We start from the raw sequence: 18,522 nt of genomic DNA, 5'->3' as shown, positions 1-18,522 counted from the left end.
TGTTTTTTTTACTACAGAAACACTTCTCCGTATCAGGTAGAATAATGCCTCTGAACAAGTAACACTTTTATTTTGTATAAAGGCCGGAATAAGCCTTTTTATCCAGCCTTAAATAAATACTATACAGAATCATCACAAATAAACCGATCACCGCTATAATTATCCATACAGTACTGAATGTATAATAGTCGATAAGTGTTCCTATTATGTAGTTACTTAATACTCCAATTAATCCGGCGCAGCTGGTCGTAATACTTAATATTCTTCCACGATGTGTTTCCGGTATTCTTTTTGTAAGATAAGGCGTTTTTGATATGGAACCCAATATTTCACCTATTGTAAATATAATAATCCCTGCAACCGCAATCACAAAATGATGATTTACAAAAATAAAAAATGCAAGTCCTAATGACTCCAGCAACTGCCCCAAATACATAATCCTGATATCCATAAATCCGGAAAGCTTTTGGGTTAATATCGGCGTGCCTATTACCACAACAACTGCATTAATACTTGTTAAAACTCCAAATTTAAAAGCTCCTGATCCCTGAAAGGCTTCCTCCATATGTAAGGGCATCAAAAAACTGAACTGATTATAAATCAGCGCAGCTATACCGTAAATGACAAACAGCACAAAAAATAATTTTCGTTGCGAAAAAACCTTGAATATTGATCCTGTTTCTCCTTTTTCATATTCGTTCACTGTTCTGTTATCCCGATCAACAGCTTTTACATTCTTAATAAAAATCAGCAGCATCAGCGTACTGGTGATATCTGCCAGACCATTAATAAAAAAAGAAAGGCTGAGATAATTATTAAATAAAATGCCGCCAATAGTCGGCGCCAAAACCAGGCCTAAATTCATGGAAAGATAATTCAGCGAATATGCTCTTTCTCTATCCCTGTAGGTTGTCAGATCCGCGATCAGAGCATCATAAGCCGGCTGCTCCATTGCCTGAAATAATGAAGCAATCGCCAGTAAATACAGTGTCGTCATGGACATTGGCAATGCAGCGCAGACAAAATACAGGCTGTTTCCGATCAGGTCGAAGGTAACGATGATATGCTTTTTATTATATTTGTCAGCCAGCTTACCTCCCAGTAGATAAAACGGTCCCATAAACAAAGAAAATATCATCATATACAGGCCAATGGTCTGTCCGTTCAGCCCCAGCTTTTCGCTCATGATCAAGGTAAGCATGGGCCATATTAACGCTCCCATACTTGTCATGACTTTACCAAAAGCCAACACATAGATTTCTTTTGGCAAATGGCTGTACATTGAAAAATGTTTCTTAAGACATCCCATAAAAATTCTCTCCTTCATCTTCTCTTTAAATCATCTGCCTGTTTTTTCTATCACATCTTCACTACCGTATCCAGGCACAACATCATCGCATATTCATATGTATTGCCGCCAAAATTCCTCTCATCATATTTTTCAACAGCTGCGAGGTTTTTCCCCTTGACTTTCATATTTATCCGATTATTCTAAATCAATCCAGTATCTTTGCTCTGTCTTACCGTTTTCTATTTGTTCATTTTCTAATATTCCGCCGTTTTTTATGATGGATTTCGCAGAACCAATATTATCTTTATCGCATACCATTAAAACTTTTTTGATTCCCATTTTTTTACATTCCTCTAAGGCAAGCCCAATCATTTGTACAGCATATCCTTTTCTTCTTTCAGATGGTCTGATTCCGTCACCAATATGCCCTCCATGTAATAGCAAATGTTCATTTAAATAATGCCTGATATTTACTGCACCTACAATGATATTTCGCCTCTCATCCAAACAAAAGAATGTGGAATGAGGAACCAGTCCGTCTTTTGGTTCCTTTGCTTCCAAATTATTCAGATAGTAATCAAAGTCATCATAATCATTTTTGGAAATAACTCCTGGTGAACGGTTCACATCATAAGTATCATTATATTTTTTCCACTCCTTGAGCATGTCAATAATCTGTCCTTTGTATTCGTAACTTCCTTTTATTAATTTTATTGACATCAAAATCACTTCCTTTACTTAGAATCCATAACTTTTCTCGTTTCAAGACTGTACTGTAAATCTTTTCCCATTTTAAAAAATCTCATATTAATATCAATAACAGAAAATGCCTTATCATATTTTAAGTTTAAATCCACAACCAGATCCGCCAGCCTGTCTTCTGTACTTTCATTCAGATTTCCATTTAGCAGAACAGCAATATCCACGTCTGATTCAGAAGTATAAGTTTCTCTTGCATAAGAACCGTATAATACAATCCGAAGCGCTTGGTTATTAAAAACAGCAAGGATTCCACCCTCTAATTCCTTTCATGTATTTGTATCCATAAGCTGTACTTTTTTTATTATATCGTCCGATTTTTTTAACGTCAACGCATTTCAAAAAAGCAGTTTTTAATTTTCTTTCTTTTTTGCTGATTTTTATAAAATTCTGTACGCAATACCGCAGTTATGGTAAACTACAATCAAACAACAATTTCATTTTTATCCACAGAAAGAGGTGACCTCCCATGTATGAAAACATTCGCCTGCAAACCAGTCGTCTGCTTCTCCGGCCAGTCAGTCCAGATGATCTTTCCACTGTTTATGCTTATTCTTCCGATGGAGAGCATGTGAAATATATGAAATACTATCCAGATGAATCTATGGAAGTGTGCAAAAAGTTTCTCATACAGACCTGCCAAGAATGGAGTAAAGAATTTCCCCGCTGTTATGTATTTGCTGTCATACAGAACAGCCGACATATTGGCGAGGTTTCTGTCTACGCTGAAGATGAAGCTTTTACAATCGGAGAACTTGGATGGATCATTCACAGAGATTACTGCAATAAAGGATATGCCTCAGAAGCTGCGCAGGCTCTTCTCAGTTTTTGTCAAAACACTCTTCATCTTAATAAAGTCACTGCCTGCTGTGACAGCAGAAACTCTGCATCCATGAAAATCATGGAAACTCTTGGCATGACTGTAACAGAAAAGGATATTCCCAGAAAATATTTGAAACGCAATGAAACTGCCTTTGAGATAAAAACAGAAAAAATATTACATCTTGACCTTTCTTCCCTAAAACGGTAATATCATTATATAAAAGCTTGTATAAGTTCGTAATGGGACGAGCGTTTCTACCAACTGCCTTAACAGTTGACTACAGGTTTCCGCAAAACCGGAAATCCCCTGTCTGCTGTTAGGGCTTTTTTATTCAGAAAATAGGAGGATCATATTATGAGCAGCTTATGTATTAAAAATGCTTCTGTTATTGTAACCTTTGATGATCAGGATTCTGTTCTGGAAAATTCCAGTATTCTGATCGAAGACGGGGTCATCCGAAGCATCGGACAGCAGACTTTTTCCGCAAATGAAATTCTGGATGCTTCCGGATGTATGGTTTATCCGGGACTTATCAACACCCATCACCACCTTTATCAGACTTTCAGCCGTAATCTGCCTCAGGTACAGAATATGGAACTGTTTGAATGGCTGACCACACTTTATGAAATCTGGAAAAACCTTGACAGTTCTATTATTTATCACAGTTCCGTTACGGGTATGGGGGAATTATTAAAAACAGGCTGTACTACCTGTTTTGACCATCATTATGTCTTCCCGGGCGGCAGTTCTGTCTCTCTTCTGGAAGCTCAGTTTGAGGCGGCGCGGCAGCTTGGAATCCGCATGTATGCATCCAGGGGAAGTATGGATCTCAGTAAAAAGGACGGAGGCCTTCCCCCTGACAGTGTGGTTCAGTCAGTAGACGAAATCCTGAAAGATTCCAGGGACGCCGTGGAAAAGTTCCACAATCCGGCGCCTTTTTCCATGAATATGGTTGCCCTGGCTCCCTGCTCGCCTTTCAGCGCAGGGAAAGAGCTGTACCGGCAGTCTGCTCTTCTTGCCAGAGATCTGGGAGTCCGCCTTCACACCCATCTGTGCGAAACACTGGACGAAGAAAACTATGTTCTGAAAAAATACGGAAAGCGACCTCTCTCCTACATGGAAGAGCTTGGCTGGACAGGCAGCGACGTATGGTATGCACATGGCATCCATTTTAATGATGAAGAGCTTAAAATCCTTGCGGAAACAAAAACAGGAGTGGCTCACTGCCCCATTTCCAATATGAAGCTTTCCTCCGGGATCTGCCGTATCCCGGAAATGCTGAAGCTTGGAATTCCCGTAGGACTGGCAGTTGACGGAAGCGCCAGCAATGACGGCTCCAATCTTCTGGAAGAGCTCCGTGTCGCCTATCTTCTTCACAGGCTGAATTCCAGCAGCCAGGCTCCTGACGGCTATGAGCTGCTGAAGCTTGCCACCAGAGGAAGCGCTGCTGTTCTTGGCCGCAGTGATATCGGTTCACTGGAGCCGGGTAAAGCAGGCGATCTTTTCCTTATACGGAAAAACCGTCTGGAGCTTGTAGGCGCAGACCTGGATCCAAAATCCATGCTGGGAACCGTAGGATTTAAGGGCGCTGTAGATTATACTGTTGTAAATGGAAAAATTGTTGTCAGAAACGGAAAGCTTACAGGAATTGACGAGGAAAAGGCTGTTTATGAAGGCAAAAGGGCCGTAAACGAATATCTGAACAGATAAAAAGTCCTCCTGGCTTTCCGGACAGGAGCAGAACATTTTACTCCAGCTCTTTACAGCAAGTCATACAAAAAAGGTATTTCCAAACTGAAACAATGTCTGGAAATACCTTTTTATTTTTATGCTTTATTTATTACAGTAGGTTGTATGAAGAAGATGGTGCGCAATATGGCTGTTGGGCTCTTCCAGGAATTCTTCGTAAATCTTTTTGATTGCAGGATTTTCGTGAGATTTCCGGTAAGTCAGTTCTCTGTCATGGGCAAAGGTCGCAGCTCTTCTTGCCGCATAGGCCTCTTCTCTGTCTGTATCCATAAGAAGCTTGGGCTGTCCGCCTCCGCTGACACAGCCCTCCGGGCAGGTCATCACTTCAATAAAATGAAGATCCAGCGTACCGTTCTTTACTGCTTCCAGCACAGGAACCACATTTTTCAGTCCTGTGACAACGCCAACTTTCAGATCCAGGTCTCCCACTTTTATCACAGAAGTGCGGAAGCCCTCTGTGCCGCGGACTGCTGTCACTTCCAGATCCGGGATCGGCTGTCCGGTCACAAGCTCATAACCGGTACGAATGGCTGCCTCCATAACGCCGCCGGTAACGCCGAAAATAGTTCCCGCGCCTGTATAAAGACCAAGAGGCTGGTCAAACTCCTGCTCATCAAGAGCATCCCAGTCAATTCCCATATCCTTAATAAGCCATGCCAGATCTCTTGTTGTAATGGCAGCATCTACATCACGGAATCCACTGTCTTTCATTTCCGGACGTTCGCTTTCAAACTCCTTGCAGGTACATGGCATTACAGAAACGCTGTAAATATCCTTACCTTCTCTGCCTTCCAGCTGCGCTCCGTAAGTTTTAAAAATCGCTCCTCCGATCTGCTGTGGACTTTTCGCGGAAGATAAATGATCTTTAAGCTCCGGATAATTATCCTCCAGGAATTTTACCCAGGCCGGACAGCAGGAGGTAAACATAGGAAGAACGCCTCCCTCTGTCACACGTTTTACAAGCTCTGTTCCCTCTTCCATAATAGTTACGTCCGCCGGGAAGTTGGTATCGTATACCCGGTCAAAGCCAAGAGCATGAAGAGCTGCTGATAATTTTCCCGGAGTAAGGGTTCCAAGCTCTGCGCCAAATTCCTCTGCAATGGCAACCCGCACTGCCGGAGCGCACTGCACAATGGTGAATCTGTTTTTGTCTGCAAGAGCTGCCTTCACCTCGTTCAGGTGGCAGACTGCATGAGCTGCAAAAAGCGGCTCCTGAACAGAATCCGGAATATTTCTTTCTTTTTTTACTCTTTCGTATGCGTCTTTTCCATGGGTCAGTACAGAAACATAGGATTTACATTTCTGCACGCACTGACCGCACATCACACATCTGTCTGTATCAATGGTCTGCGGTTTTCCCTGCTCTCCCACAATGGCATAGGCAGGACAGACCTCTGCGCATTCACGGCAGCCGGTACAGATATTCTGATCAATTGCTACTATCATGAATTTTGTCCTCCCTTATCTCCAGTTTTTTGTCAGAAGCAGAGCCTCTGCCGCCCTGATATTTTTTTCTTCTCTTTCTGCCTCAGGATCTACCAGACGGAGCGCCTGATGAGGACAGACACGGACACAGGCCGGACCTCCCTCAACTCCCTCGCAGAGATCACATTTGGATGCAAAAACCTTTGGTTCCGAAGACATTGCCTGGGCCACCAGACGTCCGTCCCTGGCATAAGGAAGAAGGGCGATCGCCCCAAAAGGACAGGCCTGCATACAGTCTTTACATCCGATACATTTTTCCGCATCCACGATCACCTGATGGTCAATGCGGCTGATCGCGCCTTTTGTACAGGCATTCAGGCAGGGAGCATCCTCACAGTGCTTACACTGGATGGGCATACAGCCCTGCTCAAATTTTGTAAGAAACAGTCTTGGAGTTACGGGAACCGTTACAGTTCCCACTGTTTTTCCAAGATGATTGCTCTCACGGTTATGAACGGTGAAGCAGGCAAGCTCACAGGCTTTGCAGCCTGTGCATTTTGTACTGTCGCCCACCACAAAGGATCCGATTTCTTTTTTCATTTCTATGTCCTCCTATTCCTGTGGGTGCGTTTCCAGATATGCGTTTCTTGCCGCTTCTGCTCTCTTACGCTCCATGGCGTCTCCAAGCTCATCCTCTGTCACAAGAGTCAGGGCTTCTGTAGGACAGACTCTTACGCAGGCCGGGCCTCCGGAAAGTCCGTAACAGAGATCACATTTATTTGCCACTTTTTTCTCTGTTCCGTCTGCCTGGAATTTTCCGGTCTGGACTGTCATATTGATAGCGCCGAAAGGACAGGCATCCATACAGGATTTACAGCCCATGCATTTTTCTGTATCAATGACAATACAGTGATCCTTCTGGGAAATAGCCCCAACCGGACACGCTGCCATACAGGCAGGATTTTCACAGTGCTTACACTGCACCGGAACACTTAAATTCGCTGTTTTTACCATATGAAGCTTCGGATTAAAGCTGTAGGAATCCGGATCCACCTCAAAGATATGCTTTCCCTCATGGGCAACCACACAGCCGATCATGCAGGTACGGCAGCCGATACAAAGGTCAGGGTTTCCTTTCACAAAATAGTTCATGCTTTTGCCCCCTTTCCTGTATCAATGCCCATCTGCGCGCGGATATCGTCATACAGCTCCATAACATGGCGCTCCGCCCACTGCTGGTCTTCAATCTTTTCTACGCGGCAGGCGCAGTATTTGTACTCGGGTGTATTGCTGATGGGGTCAAGCTTGGCTGTTGTCAGCTCATTGCAGGCTCCGATCCACCACTGGTAGGTCATGTAGGTTGCACCCGGTTTTACACGGTCCGTAGGAAGACACCGTGTAATACAGTAGCCTCTCTTGGAAAGGATCTTCACAAGCTCGCCCTTTTTCAGGTTCATTTTCTCGCAGTCCTCTGTATTCATCTGAACCCATCCCGGTTCATCCTCCAGATTACGGAGTGTACGGCAGTTTCCTGTCATAGTACGCACAGAATAATGACCTACCTCGCGGACAGTGGAAAGAGTCATTGGATACTGGTCGTTTTCCAGCTCTACCGGCGGATGCCAGTCAGTGCCGTAAAACAAAGCCTTATGATCCTTTGTTGCAAAAATTCCGTCCTTATGAAGATACGGTGTTCCCTTATCCTCCATGGATTTGTCCCGGCAGGGCCACTGAACGCCGCCGTATTTTTCAATTTTTTCGTAGGTAGCGCCTGTAAAGCTTGGACAGAGGTCGATCATTTCATTCCAGATCTCTTCTGTATTTTTGTAATTCATTGGATATCCCATGGCTGTGGAAATATCTGCAATGATCTGCCAGTCCGGACGCATATCTCCTTCCGGCTCGATCAGCTTGCGCACTCTCTGGAAGCCACGGTCCGCACAGGTATAAATACCTTCGTTTTCACCCCAGGCAGTAGCCGGAAGGATTACATCCGCATAAAGCCCGGTCTTATTCATATAGATATCCTGCATTACCACAAAATCACATTTGTCCAGAGCCTCGCGGACCTCTGCAAGGTCAGGATCGGACTGAGCCGGATCTTCTCCGAATATGTAGTATGCGTGGATTCTCTTCTTTTCGTCCTTCTCATGAAGGATTCTGTGAGGCACATGAGTGATCGGGCAGCCAACCTGATCAGAAAGAGGAACGCCCCATGCTTTTTCAAATTTTTCACGGATTTCCGGAACGGTTACATTCTGATAGCCCGGATAGGAGTTTGGAAGAGCTCCCATGTCGCAGGCTCCCTGCACGTTGTTCTGTCCGCGGACCGGACCGATGCCCATGGACGGACCGCCGAAGTTTCCGGTCATCAGCGCAAGGTTGGCAAGTCCCTTCACAACGTCTACTGCCTGTGTAAACTGACAGACTCCCATACCATAAAGAATCATGGCCGGTTTGGTGGTTGCGTACATTCTTGCCGCCCTGCGAATGGTTTCTGCCGGAATGTGCGTAATAGGCTCTGCATATTCCGGAGTGTATTTTTCTATTACTTTCAGGAATTCGTCAAATCCCTTCGTATGTTCATCAATAAACTTTTTATCTGCCAGACCTTCATTCCAGATCACATTTGCCATGGCATTTACAAGAGCAAGGTTGGAACCGCCCTTAAGCTGCAGATGAATATCTGAAATACGTGCGGTCTCCGTCACGCGGGGATCTGCACAGATGATCTTCATTCCCTTTTGTTTTCCCCTTACAATGCGTCTTGCCACAATAGGGTGGGAATCTGCTCCGTTATAGCCGAAGCAAAGTAAACAGCCTGCATCCTCGATCTCCGGGATGCCCATTGACATTGCGCCTGAACCTAAAGAATACAGTAGACCCGCTACCGAAGGCGCATGTCATATTCGGGCGCAGTGATCGACGTTGTTGGTGCCGATGCACGCGCGCATAAATTTCTGCATCAGATAATTGGCCTCGTTTCCTGCTCCTCTGGCAGAGCCTGTTCCCATAATGGAATCCGGGCCGAATTTTTCTTTGATTTCCCCAAGACGTTTCGCTACATAGGAAATTGCTTCCTCCCAGGAAACCTCTACAAGGGGTGATTTTTTTCCGCCTTTACGGATCATCGGTTTACGAAGACGTTTCGTAAGAATCTGGGGATCGTTAAGATAATCCCAGCCGTAATGACCTTTCAGACAGAGGGTTCCCGCATTGGTTCTTCCGTCTGCAGGGACTGCTTCCACAATCTTGTTTGCATCTGTATCGACTGTGAACATAATCTGGCAGCCTGCTCCGCAATACGCGCAGGTTGTCTGGACTTGTTTTAAAGCCATACTTGTTCCCTCCTAACATAAAAATATATGATGTCTGTTATCCCTGAGATAACTGCTTCTGCATTTTCATATGCAAAAGCTGATGAATCCTCGTTTATATTTTAACATTGTTAATTTTTATTTACAAGAATCCAGCCCTATTTTTTTGTACAAAACAGCCAAATTATTTTTTCTTTAACCTTAATCTTTGTTAGTTTGAACTATTTTTATCAGAATTTCTGCGCATTTCTCTGTTTCATGGAAGCCAAACACCGGAACTCCCGGAATTTTAAGCTCTGTGTCTGTCACAAGTCCCAGCAAAGTATCCGGCCGGCAGACACTTTTATGGGAAACTTCTCCTCTCACCAGCTCAAACTTGGGATAATCAGAATCCTTCATCCCCTCCAGAAGAATGATATCCGCCTCCGGAAAAAATTCTGCCAGCTCCTCCGCCCGGACATCCTGCTGCTGTTTCACCACCTGCCACTGTCCGGAGGAAAAAATACAGGTTCCGTAAGCGCCTGCCTGACGCATCCGGTAAGTGTCCGTTCCCTCCCGGTCCGCCTGAAATTCATGACCGTCATGCTTGATCACAGCCACCCGGTATCCCTGTCCGGCAAGTTCGGAAATCAGCTTTTCCATAAAAGTAGTCTTGCCGGAATTTTTTACTCCGCTGACTGCTGCAATAAAAGGCTTTCCCGTTCTTTTTACAGCATCCATACAGCCACCTGCTCTCCGGCTTTTACATTTTCCCTGCCCGCCGGGATATCCAGAAGGCAGTTGCAGCCCCGCAAAGTTCCGATTGCGCCTGAAGAAAAAATCCCCTGTGGAAAAGAAACCTTCCCATTCGTATACACAGCCCTCACAAACCTGCGGACTTTACATCTTTTTTCAAAGTCCACTTCCATGATCCCTCTTCTCATTTCCATGGCAAAGGCAGGATCTCCGGTCATAGCTTCCAGCGCAGGGCGCAAAAGCAGTTCCAGATTTGCCATGGCGCCAAAGGGATTTCCGGACAGGGAAAGGATCAGGGTCTTCCCATATACGGAAAAAATAGTAGGGGTCCCGGGCTGAAGCCGGATCCTCCAGAATATTTTTTCTGCTCCGAGAATTTCCAGAGCTCCGTGTAAAATATCTTTTTTTCCTACAGAAACACCGCCGGTGGTAACAATGATATCCGCATCCTCTGTCGCTTTTTTCAGTTCTGCTGCCAGACCTGCCTCACTGTCTGCACAATGAGACACTGATTCCGGCTTCACTCCAAGCTCACGAAGCCGGGAAGAAACCATCATCCCATTGGAATCATAGATTTTTCCCGGTTTCAGAGGATTTCCCGGCTGGCAGAGTTCATCTCCTGTGGTAAGCACGCGGATCACCGGTTTCCGGTAAACAGCCACCTCTGTACGCCCGATACCGGACAGGATCCCCTGCTCTGCAAAAGTAATTCTGGAACCTTTTGCCAGAAGAAGCGAATTCTTTTTATAATCTTCGCCCTGAAAACAATAATTATCCCATGGTTTCTGACTTTTATTAACTTTTACAGTTTCTTCCCCGTAGTCTGCATCCTCCTGCTTTACCGCAGTATCTGCCCCTTCCGGAAAAGGAGCTCCTGTCATGATCCGGTATGCTTCTCCCGGTTTTATGGAAAAAGCCCCTCCATTATCTCCTGCATAAATGCAGCCTGCCACCTTCAGAACCGCAGGATTTCCCCTGACCGCTCCCCGGATATCCTCAGAGCGCACCGCATACCCGTCTACCGGTGATCTTGGAAACGGAGGATTGTCCAGCTCTGCATAAATATCCTCTGCAAGACAAAATCCATTGGCTTCCTCCACCTTTACTTTTTTTGTATCTGTAATCCTGTCTGCCCGTTTCAGAATTTCTTCCAGGGCATTTTCCAGCAAAATTCCCTCAATCATTTCACCTTCCCCTTTTCCATGTATGCTAAAAGCTCCCTATAATCTTCCGGAGTATTGATATTTCTCATCTTCCATTCCTCTGCGGATGTCCGGAAGGTATCGAATCCCCATGTATCAAGAATCCGAAACACCGGAGCAGAAGCCTTCTCTATCTGTTCTCCAATACAATCAGCCATGCAGACGGGATAAATCCCCATCAAAGGCTCTGTCCGTTCTCCGTGAACAAGCAGAAGAGGTTTCCCGGCGCTGCTTCCCTCTCTTCTGTCCCCAAAGCTTCTGAATTCTCCGGGAGCCCCTTCCCCTAAGCTGTCCTCATGAACCAAAAGCAGCTCCTCCAGCATTTCCACCGGAAGCTGGGGCACATCCACCGGAAGCACCAGACAATAAGGTGTGTCCATGGCTTTCATACAGGCATGGATTCCTCCTAATGGCCCCCGTTCCCGGTAAATATCCGAAACCACATGAATATGCAGGCTGCTTTTTACTTCTCCATTCCGGAAAATGTCCTTTCCCCCATCGTGACCGGATACATAAACCTCCCGGATTCTCAGCCTGTCCGCCTTTTTTATCTGACAGGACAAAAAACTTTCTCCGTCCATAAGAAGCTCTGCCTTGTCTTCTCCCATCCGGCTGCTTTTTCCGCCGGCCAGAAGAAGAAGAGAATAGCGTTCTGCCCTGTTTGTTTTCTGTTTTTCTTCCACTGTATTACATCACCTTTGCTTATGACTCTGTGTATTCCGTTTGTCTGTCCATACACAAACCCTGTTCATCTTTCCAGTATAAATCTTTTTTTCAGGCATGTATACAGATAATTTCTGTTTTTAAGATTATTCTCCAAAACAAACAAGCGGTCAGCCTTTAAAGACTAACCGCCATCCGTTTTCGACTGTTTCTCACATTTAAATGCAGCCCAGTAAATTTCTCCGTATTTGTGACAATAACAGGATGATTGCCTGCTGTGACCGGATGAATTTATTCTCCGCAGTAACATTCAATCGCCCGGCAAACAAATTCCGCTGTTCCGCAGCCTCCTGCTTTATCAATGTTTTCTGTAAACCTTTGATCTTCCACATACATTCTGCCAAGTTCCGCAAGTACCTTTTCTGAACAGGTATAATAATTATCTGTAATAAAGCTCTGGAGCTTTTTTACCAGCTGCTGTGCCCGGGCAGAATCAGGCTCTCCTGTACGAATTTCTCCAAATTCTGTAAATATATCCATCATCTGCATCATCGCAGCCTGATATCCCCCTGCATTTCTGTCCTTTGTTTTTTGTTCATATTCCTGATATTCTGCTGTTTTTCCCCAGGCTGCTTTTGCCTCTTTTTTATACTCCTGTATTTTAGTGGTGTCAAATGCTGAAAAATCCATATTTCTTTCTCCGTTCTTCTTTATTCCACAGGCAAGAGCGATCAGATTTTCAAGACGCTGCTTTTTCAGTATAAGAACCTCGATCTGCTGCTCCAGGGCTTTCTGTCTGTCAAAACCGGGCGCATCCATAATCTGTTTAATGTCCTTAAGCGAAAATTCCAGTTCGCGAAATAACAGGATCTGCTGTAATTTTTCCAGCGCGCTATTATCATACAGCCTGTATCCTGCCGCCGTATGTTCTACTGGCTTTAACAGCCCTATTTTATCATAATACTGTAAAGTACGGATACTTACACCGGTCAGACGGCTTACTTCATTTACTGTCATCATCTTTCTGTTCCTCCTGTGTGGTAATTACAGAATAAACTATTACGCGGCGTCAGAGTCAAGGGGTTTATTTAAGATTTATATTCTGTTTCGACAATAAATGACCTTTCATTTCTCCTGTACTTTCAATATCACCGGCAAACACCACTGATATTCCTCAACAACATTCCAGCAGTTATAATGTCCTTCACCCTCTCCTGTCTTCTGCATTTTTACGAAGTCCCATCCACAGCGTAATAAAAAACACTGTAAATACCAGCATTCCCACGGTCGTGGACTCCTGGGCAAACTTTGTTGTCAGATTCAGCTTTGCCTGTTCTGTGCCAACCTGCTGAACTGCGCCTGAAAACCGTTCCAGAGCCCAGTCTGTTTTCAGAAGGTAATAGTAGATCATTCCAATATAAACCGCAAGATCGCCTGCTATGATCCCCCCATACACATGTAAGGATTTTTTCCATGAAAAAATTTTCTTTTTTGCCACAAAATAATATAAAAACACCATCACGCCACTGCCAAAAATCAGCAGTTCCAGTTCCATAACAAACACTGAAATCACAGCATTTCCGCTGTTCATATTGATTATTATCTACTCTGTAAGAACATCGGCAGCTGTTTTTATCAAAGCTGCTGCCCCTCCGAACAGCCCCGCCTGAAGGATCACCTTAAAATAACTGTCAACATTTTCCATATACTCTCTTATTGCCACATAGAGGCTTCCTGCATAAAGAAGCCACCATACAAATGAAATAAAAAATGATTCGTCAAAATATCCCCAGACCATGTAGGGGATACGCACAGTCACTCTGGAAAACACACCGAAAAATATGGTTGCCGTTACAGCAATTACAGCATCTCTGCTTCTACTCATAGCATTCCCTCCCGGACTTTATTTTTGTATGTTTACTGCTCTGCTTCTTCCATTTCTCTGACCAGATAATCAAATCCTGTTCTATAGTCTTTTTCTCTGTATACCGCAACACCTCCGGCCTCTAATTTCTGTAAAACTTCCTCCTGTTTTTTATCTTTTGGTTCATAAACAATTAATTTCAGGGAAGGAAGCTCTGCCAAAACCTCCAGATTCTCCACAGAAACCTCGTACAGATTTACTGCTTCCAGTTTTCTCAGTTCAGACAAGACAAAAATATCAGTAAAGGGATTATAAGCCAAATCTAAAATACGAAGATTTTTCATATTTCTCAGCCCACGGATATTTTTGATAATGTTATAATTAATATCCAGTTCTTCTATCTGCCTGCATTCTGAAAGAAAGTCCAGATCTTCAAAATAATCAAAATATGTCAGGCTTAATTTTCTCAGCTTTTTCAGCTGCGGAAGCGTTTCCTCCAGCATATTTGTAATTCCTCCTCTGTACTTCTGAAATTCTTCCTTTTCCTCATCTGTCATACTGCCTGTGTCATACGTCAGATGCAGTTCTTCCAGGTTTGGAAATAATTTCAAATCTTCCAGCGTCTCAAAACGCCCGGAAGTGTCTGTTACATAAAAGCTTTTGATCCGGTCTGCTTCTTCCTTCAGCACGCTTCCTCTTCCTGAATCCAGAAGATAAAGCGTCTGTATTTCCATATTTTTATCCTGGAATTTTACGCATTTACTGTCATACCAGAAACGCAATGCCAGAAGACCTGTTACCAGGATAATCAGACCAATGGAACAATACGTTGTTTGTTTCTTCACCAGCTCTCCTCTCGAATTTTAATCCGCTGTATATTTTCTGAATTTTTATTTTATATGATTATATCATCCAAAAATTCATCTGTCATTATTTATTTTCCAGATTGTTATTGAACCTAAAATGCAAAAATTTCCACTTCGTATAGCAGAATTTATCTTGCACAAATGGGTTTTCGTTTATCATACGAAAAATTCCTCACCATTTCTGCCTTGATCATCCTGTACCAAAATCCCAGGACATACACAAACAGGCTGCCATATCTCTGTGAACCAGAGCCGGCAGCCTGCTTTTTTTTAATATGATTTGCCAATATTTACTTCTTTGTGATGAATCCTTTTGCTTTCAGAGTCTCTGCGCAGAGAACAGCTCCGCCTGCAGCGCCTCTTACTGTATTGTGGGACAGACCTACAAATTTGTAATCGTATACGGTATCCTCACGGAGACGTCCAATGGAAACTCCCATTCCGTTCTCATAATTTACATCCTCTGTTACCTGAGGACGGTTGTCTTCCTCAAGGTACTGGATAAAGTGCTTCGGTGCGCTTGGAAGCTCAAGCTCCTGAGGAACGCCGCTGAAGTTTTTAAGGGCTTCGATCAACTGCTCTTTCGTAGGTTTCTTGCGGAATTTTACAAAAACAGCTGCTGTATGGCCGTTCAATACCGGTACACGGATGCACTGGCAGGTGATCACCGGTTCCTGAGCAGGAACGATCACACCATCCTCAATTTTGCCCCACAGTCTCAGCGGCTCTTTCTCGCTCTTCTCTTCCTCGCCGCCGATGTACGGAATAATGTTGTGTTCCATTTCCGGCCAGTCCTTAAAGGTTTTTCCGGCGCCGGAAATTGCCTGATATGTAGTAGCCACTACTTCATATGGCTCAAATTCTTTCCATGCAGTAAGAACCGGAGCATAGCTCTGAATGGAGCAGTTTGGTTTTACTGCGATAAAGCCCCTTGTTGTACCAAGACGTTTCTTCTGGAATTCGATTACGTCAAAGTGTTCAGGGTTGATTTCCGGAACAACCATCGGAACGTCCGGTGTCCAGCGGTGAGCGCTGTTGTTGGAAACAACCGGAGTTTCTGTTTTTGCGTACTCTTCCTCAATAGCCTTAATCTCGTCCTTGGACATATCTACAGCAGAGAAAACAAAGTCAACAGTTGCTGCAACCTTCTCTACCTCATTTACATTCATTACAACAATATTTTTTACTGCTTCCGGCATCGGAGTATCCATTTTCCATCTTCCGCCTACAGCCTCTTCATAGGTCTTGCCTGCGCTTCTCGGGCTTGCTGCAAGTGTAACAACCTCAAACCACGGATGATTTTCCAGAAGAGAAATAAATCTCTGTCCTACCATTCCGGTAGCTCCTAAAATACCGACTCTCAGTTTCTCGCTCATAATAATCGCTCTCCTCGCTTTATGTCTTTGTATTGCATACATTTGTCGTTCTTGTAAATACTATAACACTTTTTGGAAAAATGCAAGTGTTTTTTCTTATGTATCAATGATTTTGAAGATATTCCTGATTAGCTCTGATCACCTGTTCCATCACCTCTGAACCGGGCGCGCCGTAGGTGCAGCGTTTTTCCACACAGGTTTTCATGCTGATGGCTTCATAGATGTCTTTTTCAAAAACAGGGCTGATCTCCTGATAAGCTTCAAGAGGCAGCTCATCCAGAGAAATTCCCCGGTCAATACAGGTCAGTACCAGCCGTCCCACAATACCGTGAGCATCGCGGAAAGGAACACCGTGATTTACAAGATAGTCCGCTGCGTCTGTAGCATTTGTAAATCCGTTCTTTGCGCTGGCTTCCATGACATCCTTACGAAATTCCATGGTGGACACCATTCCTGTAAACAGGGCAAGACAGCCTTTTACCGTATCAATGGCATCAAAGGTCAGCTCCTTGTCCTCCTGCATGTCTTTATTGTAGGCCAGAGGAATCCCCTTCATGGTTGTGAGAACAGACATCAGCGCGCCGTACACACGGCCTGTTTTTCCGCGGAGAAGCTCCGCAATATCAGGATTCTTTTTCTGAGGCATAATACTGCTGCCTGTGCTGTATGCATCGTCAATTTCCACAAAACGGTACTCATTGGAGTTCCAGAGGATGATCTCCTCAGAAAAACGGCTGAGATGCATCATCACTGTAGACAGAGCAGACAGAAGCTCGATCACATAATCCCGGTCTGACACAGAATCCATGCTGTTTCTTGTAGGCTCATCAAAGCCCAGAAGCTCTGCTGTATATTCCCGGTCAAGAGGATAAGTGGTTCCTGCCAGCGCTCCCGCTCCGAGAGGACAGGTGTTCATTCTTTTTCGGATATCTGCCATGCGGCTTCTGTCTCTCCGGAACATCTCAAAATATGCTCCCACATGATGAGCCAGAGTTACCGGCTGCGCTTTCTGTAAATGAGTAAAGCCCGGCATGTAGGTATGGATATTCTCTTCCATGATCTTCTGAAGAGCCACAAGAAGCTCTTTTAAAAGACCGTCAATAGCGTCAATTTCATCTCTTGTATACAGCTTCATATCCAGAGCCACCTGATCGTTGCGGCTTCTTCCGGTGTGAAGCTTTTTGCCCGGATCACCGATCCTGTCAATCAGATTTGCTTCCACAAAGCTGTGGATATCCTCATACTCGGAAGTGATCTCAAGCTTCCCGGATTTTACATCTTCCAGGATTCCTTCCAGACCTTCCAGGATCTGATCCCGCTCTTTTTCTGTGAGGATTCCCTGCTTTGCCAGCATTTTTACATGAGCCCTGCTTCCTCTGATATCCTGCTCATAAAACTTCTGATCAAAAGAAATCGAAGCATTAAAGTTATAAACAAGCTGATCCGTTTCCTTTGTAAAACGGCCTCCCCATAACTGTGCCATAATAATTACTCCTCATTTCTGTATAATATTAATAATTAACCATTCAGCAACTGCTTTCCCGCATCAAATAACGCCCTGCATTCACAGTGTTTCCGGCTGATTGCTACCAGTATATCACACTTTTTCCAAAAATCAAACAAAAAGAATATTTTTTGCATATTTATTCATTTCTGTCTCTTTTTGAAAATACACAGCCACAATAATCCTGACGGTACAGATGATGTTCTCCGGACAGCTCAATGGAACGCTTGTAGCCGTTTTTTTTCTTGAAATCAGAAGGAAGATGGGCCACTCCGTAAATCTCTGCCAGCTCTTCTCCGATTTCATTTATTTTAGGCGCATTTTTCAGAGGACTGATGGACAAAGTGGTTGTAAAATAATCATAACCGCCTTCCTTTGCCAGCTTCGCCGCCTCCTCCATGCGGAGACGATAACAGCGAAAACACCGCTCTCCTCCTTCGGGAACCTGCTCCAGCCCTTTTGCCATCCGGAAAAAGATCTGAGGATCATAGGTTCCCTCAACCAGCTTTACCGGATGAATAAAATTCATTTCTCCGATCATGCGGCGGATCTCCTCCACCCTTTTTTCGTACTCCTCCTTTGGAGAAATATTTGGATTATAAAAAAAGACTGTGATCTCAAAATATTTGGACAGATATTCCAGTACATAGCTGGAGCAGGGCGCACAGCAGCTGTGAAGAAACAGCCGGGGCACCTTGTTTTCTTTTTCAAAACCAGTGATCAGAGCGTCCAGCTCTCTCTGATAATTTCTGTTGTTCATGTAAAGTTCTTTACTCCTTATAAATCAGTTAAATTTTCAGCAGACAACAGCAGCACCTTCCACAAAAGCCGTTTTGTTCTGCCGTTGATATCCCTCTTTCTTATGGGTCATATTTTATCCCTTTTTACAGGCAGCGTCAACAAAAACAACTGCTTGAGTTTCCGTAGTTTTATCCACAGCCCTCCTAT

The 18,522-nt window shown here is 44.2% G+C and carries 19 protein-coding genes and 1 riboswitch; of the genes, 2 read left to right on the top strand and 17 right to left on the bottom strand.

Annotated features, from left to right (window positions below; all coding sequences use genetic code 11):
- Positions 1-67 precede the first annotated feature (67 nt).
- From QVP40_RS02520 to QVP40_RS13825, 3 genes are all read right to left on the bottom strand, one after another.
- Positions 68-1,309 (bottom strand): MFS transporter, encoded by a 1,242-nt coding sequence (locus QVP40_RS02520; protein WP_022066930.1) that lies wholly within the window; start codon positions 1,307-1,309, stop codon positions 68-70.
- Positions 1,310-1,486: 177 nt separating this feature from the next.
- Positions 1,487-2,011, bottom strand: a complete 525-nt coding sequence (locus QVP40_RS02515; protein ID WP_022066928.1) for a GNAT family N-acetyltransferase — start codon at positions 2,009-2,011, stop codon at positions 1,487-1,489.
- A 14-nt stretch (positions 2,012-2,025) separates the two neighbouring features.
- Positions 2,026-2,268, bottom strand: coding sequence for a nucleotidyltransferase domain-containing protein (locus QVP40_RS13825; protein WP_287575194.1), 243 nt, complete (start codon positions 2,266-2,268; stop codon positions 2,026-2,028).
- Between the two features lie 251 nt (positions 2,269-2,519).
- On the opposite strand from QVP40_RS13825, the gene QVP40_RS02505 reads away from it, so the two are divergent.
- Together QVP40_RS02505 and QVP40_RS02500 are read left to right on the top strand one after the other, a co-directional pair.
- Positions 2,520-3,080 (top strand): GNAT family N-acetyltransferase, encoded by a 561-nt coding sequence (locus QVP40_RS02505; protein WP_022066927.1) that lies wholly within the window; start codon positions 2,520-2,522, stop codon positions 3,078-3,080.
- A riboswitch (purine riboswitch) is annotated at positions 3,078-3,173 on the top strand. (Overlaps the previous gene by 3 nt.)
- Before the next feature lie 54 nt (positions 3,174-3,227).
- Positions 3,228-4,583 (top strand): 8-oxoguanine deaminase, encoded by a 1,356-nt coding sequence (locus QVP40_RS02500; protein WP_022066926.1) that lies wholly within the window; start codon positions 3,228-3,230, stop codon positions 4,581-4,583.
- 123 nt (positions 4,584-4,706) lie between these two features.
- On the opposite strand, the gene QVP40_RS02495 is transcribed toward QVP40_RS02500, so the two are convergent.
- The 14 genes from QVP40_RS02495 to QVP40_RS02430 all read right to left on the bottom strand — a co-directional run bounded on the left by QVP40_RS02495 (position 4,707) and on the right by QVP40_RS02430 (position 18,334).
- Complete coding sequence (locus QVP40_RS02495) at positions 4,707-6,068, bottom strand: [FeFe] hydrogenase, group A (RefSeq protein ID WP_022066925.1); 1,362 nt, start codon at positions 6,066-6,068, stop codon at positions 4,707-4,709.
- 15 nt (positions 6,069-6,083) lie between these two features.
- Positions 6,084-6,647 carry a 4Fe-4S dicluster domain-containing protein gene (locus QVP40_RS02490; RefSeq protein ID WP_022066924.1) on the bottom strand — a complete coding sequence of 188 codons (564 nt, stop codon included), beginning with the start codon at positions 6,645-6,647 and terminating at the stop codon, positions 6,084-6,086.
- 12 nt (positions 6,648-6,659) lie between these two features.
- A complete protein-coding gene (locus QVP40_RS02485) occupies positions 6,660-7,199 on the bottom strand; it encodes a 4Fe-4S dicluster domain-containing protein (RefSeq protein ID WP_022066923.1) in 540 nt (179 codons plus the stop codon).
- A complete protein-coding gene (fdhF, locus tag QVP40_RS02480) occupies positions 7,196-9,385 on the bottom strand; it encodes a formate dehydrogenase subunit alpha (RefSeq protein WP_138269833.1) in 2,190 nt (729 codons plus the stop codon). Before fdhF ends, QVP40_RS02485 begins: the two co-directional genes overlap by 4 nt.
- A 180-nt stretch (positions 9,386-9,565) precedes the next feature.
- Positions 9,566-10,084, bottom strand: a complete 519-nt coding sequence (gene mobB / locus QVP40_RS02475; RefSeq protein WP_022066920.1) for a molybdopterin-guanine dinucleotide biosynthesis protein B — start codon at positions 10,082-10,084, stop codon at positions 9,566-9,568.
- Positions 10,072-11,283, bottom strand: coding sequence for a molybdopterin molybdotransferase MoeA (locus QVP40_RS02470; RefSeq protein WP_022066919.1), 1,212 nt, complete (start codon positions 11,281-11,283; stop codon positions 10,072-10,074). The genes mobB and QVP40_RS02470 overlap by 13 nt, the downstream gene beginning before the upstream one ends.
- The gene (gene mobA, locus QVP40_RS02465; RefSeq protein ID WP_022066918.1) at positions 11,280-11,984 is read right to left on the bottom strand and encodes a molybdenum cofactor guanylyltransferase; all 705 of its coding nucleotides are present in this window, start codon (positions 11,982-11,984) and stop codon (positions 11,280-11,282) included. The genes QVP40_RS02470 and mobA overlap by 4 nt, the downstream gene beginning before the upstream one ends.
- Positions 11,985-12,255: 271 nt before the next feature.
- Positions 12,256-12,984 (bottom strand): MerR family transcriptional regulator, encoded by a 729-nt coding sequence (locus tag QVP40_RS02460; RefSeq protein WP_022066917.1) that lies wholly within the window; start codon positions 12,982-12,984, stop codon positions 12,256-12,258.
- 184 nt (positions 12,985-13,168) lie between these two features.
- The gene (locus QVP40_RS02455; protein ID WP_022066916.1) at positions 13,169-13,555 is read right to left on the bottom strand and encodes a hypothetical protein; all 387 of its coding nucleotides are present in this window, start codon (positions 13,553-13,555) and stop codon (positions 13,169-13,171) included.
- Between the two features lie 12 nt (positions 13,556-13,567).
- The gene (locus QVP40_RS02450; RefSeq protein WP_022066915.1) at positions 13,568-13,849 is read right to left on the bottom strand and encodes a hypothetical protein; all 282 of its coding nucleotides are present in this window, start codon (positions 13,847-13,849) and stop codon (positions 13,568-13,570) included.
- Between the two features lie 32 nt (positions 13,850-13,881).
- Positions 13,882-14,673, bottom strand: coding sequence for a leucine-rich repeat domain-containing protein (locus QVP40_RS02445; RefSeq protein WP_022066914.1), 792 nt, complete (start codon positions 14,671-14,673; stop codon positions 13,882-13,884).
- Positions 14,674-14,984: 311 nt separating this feature from the next.
- Entirely contained in the window at positions 14,985-16,070 is a 1,086-nt protein-coding gene (asd, locus tag QVP40_RS02440) for an aspartate-semialdehyde dehydrogenase (protein ID WP_022066913.1), read from the bottom strand.
- Positions 16,071-16,173: 103 nt separating this feature from the next.
- Positions 16,174-17,553 (bottom strand): argininosuccinate lyase, encoded by a 1,380-nt coding sequence (argH, locus tag QVP40_RS02435; RefSeq protein WP_022066912.1) that lies wholly within the window; start codon positions 17,551-17,553, stop codon positions 16,174-16,176.
- Positions 17,554-17,713: 160 nt separating this feature from the next.
- Positions 17,714-18,334, bottom strand: a complete 621-nt coding sequence (locus tag QVP40_RS02430) for an epoxyqueuosine reductase QueH (protein WP_022066911.1) — start codon at positions 18,332-18,334, stop codon at positions 17,714-17,716.
- Between the last annotated feature and the right edge of the window lie 188 nt (positions 18,335-18,522).

This window comes from Blautia sp. CAG:257 (assembly GCF_000433815.1).
GTDB lineage: Bacteria > Bacillota > Clostridia > Lachnospirales > Lachnospiraceae > Blautia_A > Blautia_A caecimuris.
This window is presented reverse-complemented; position numbering and strand designations above follow the sequence as displayed.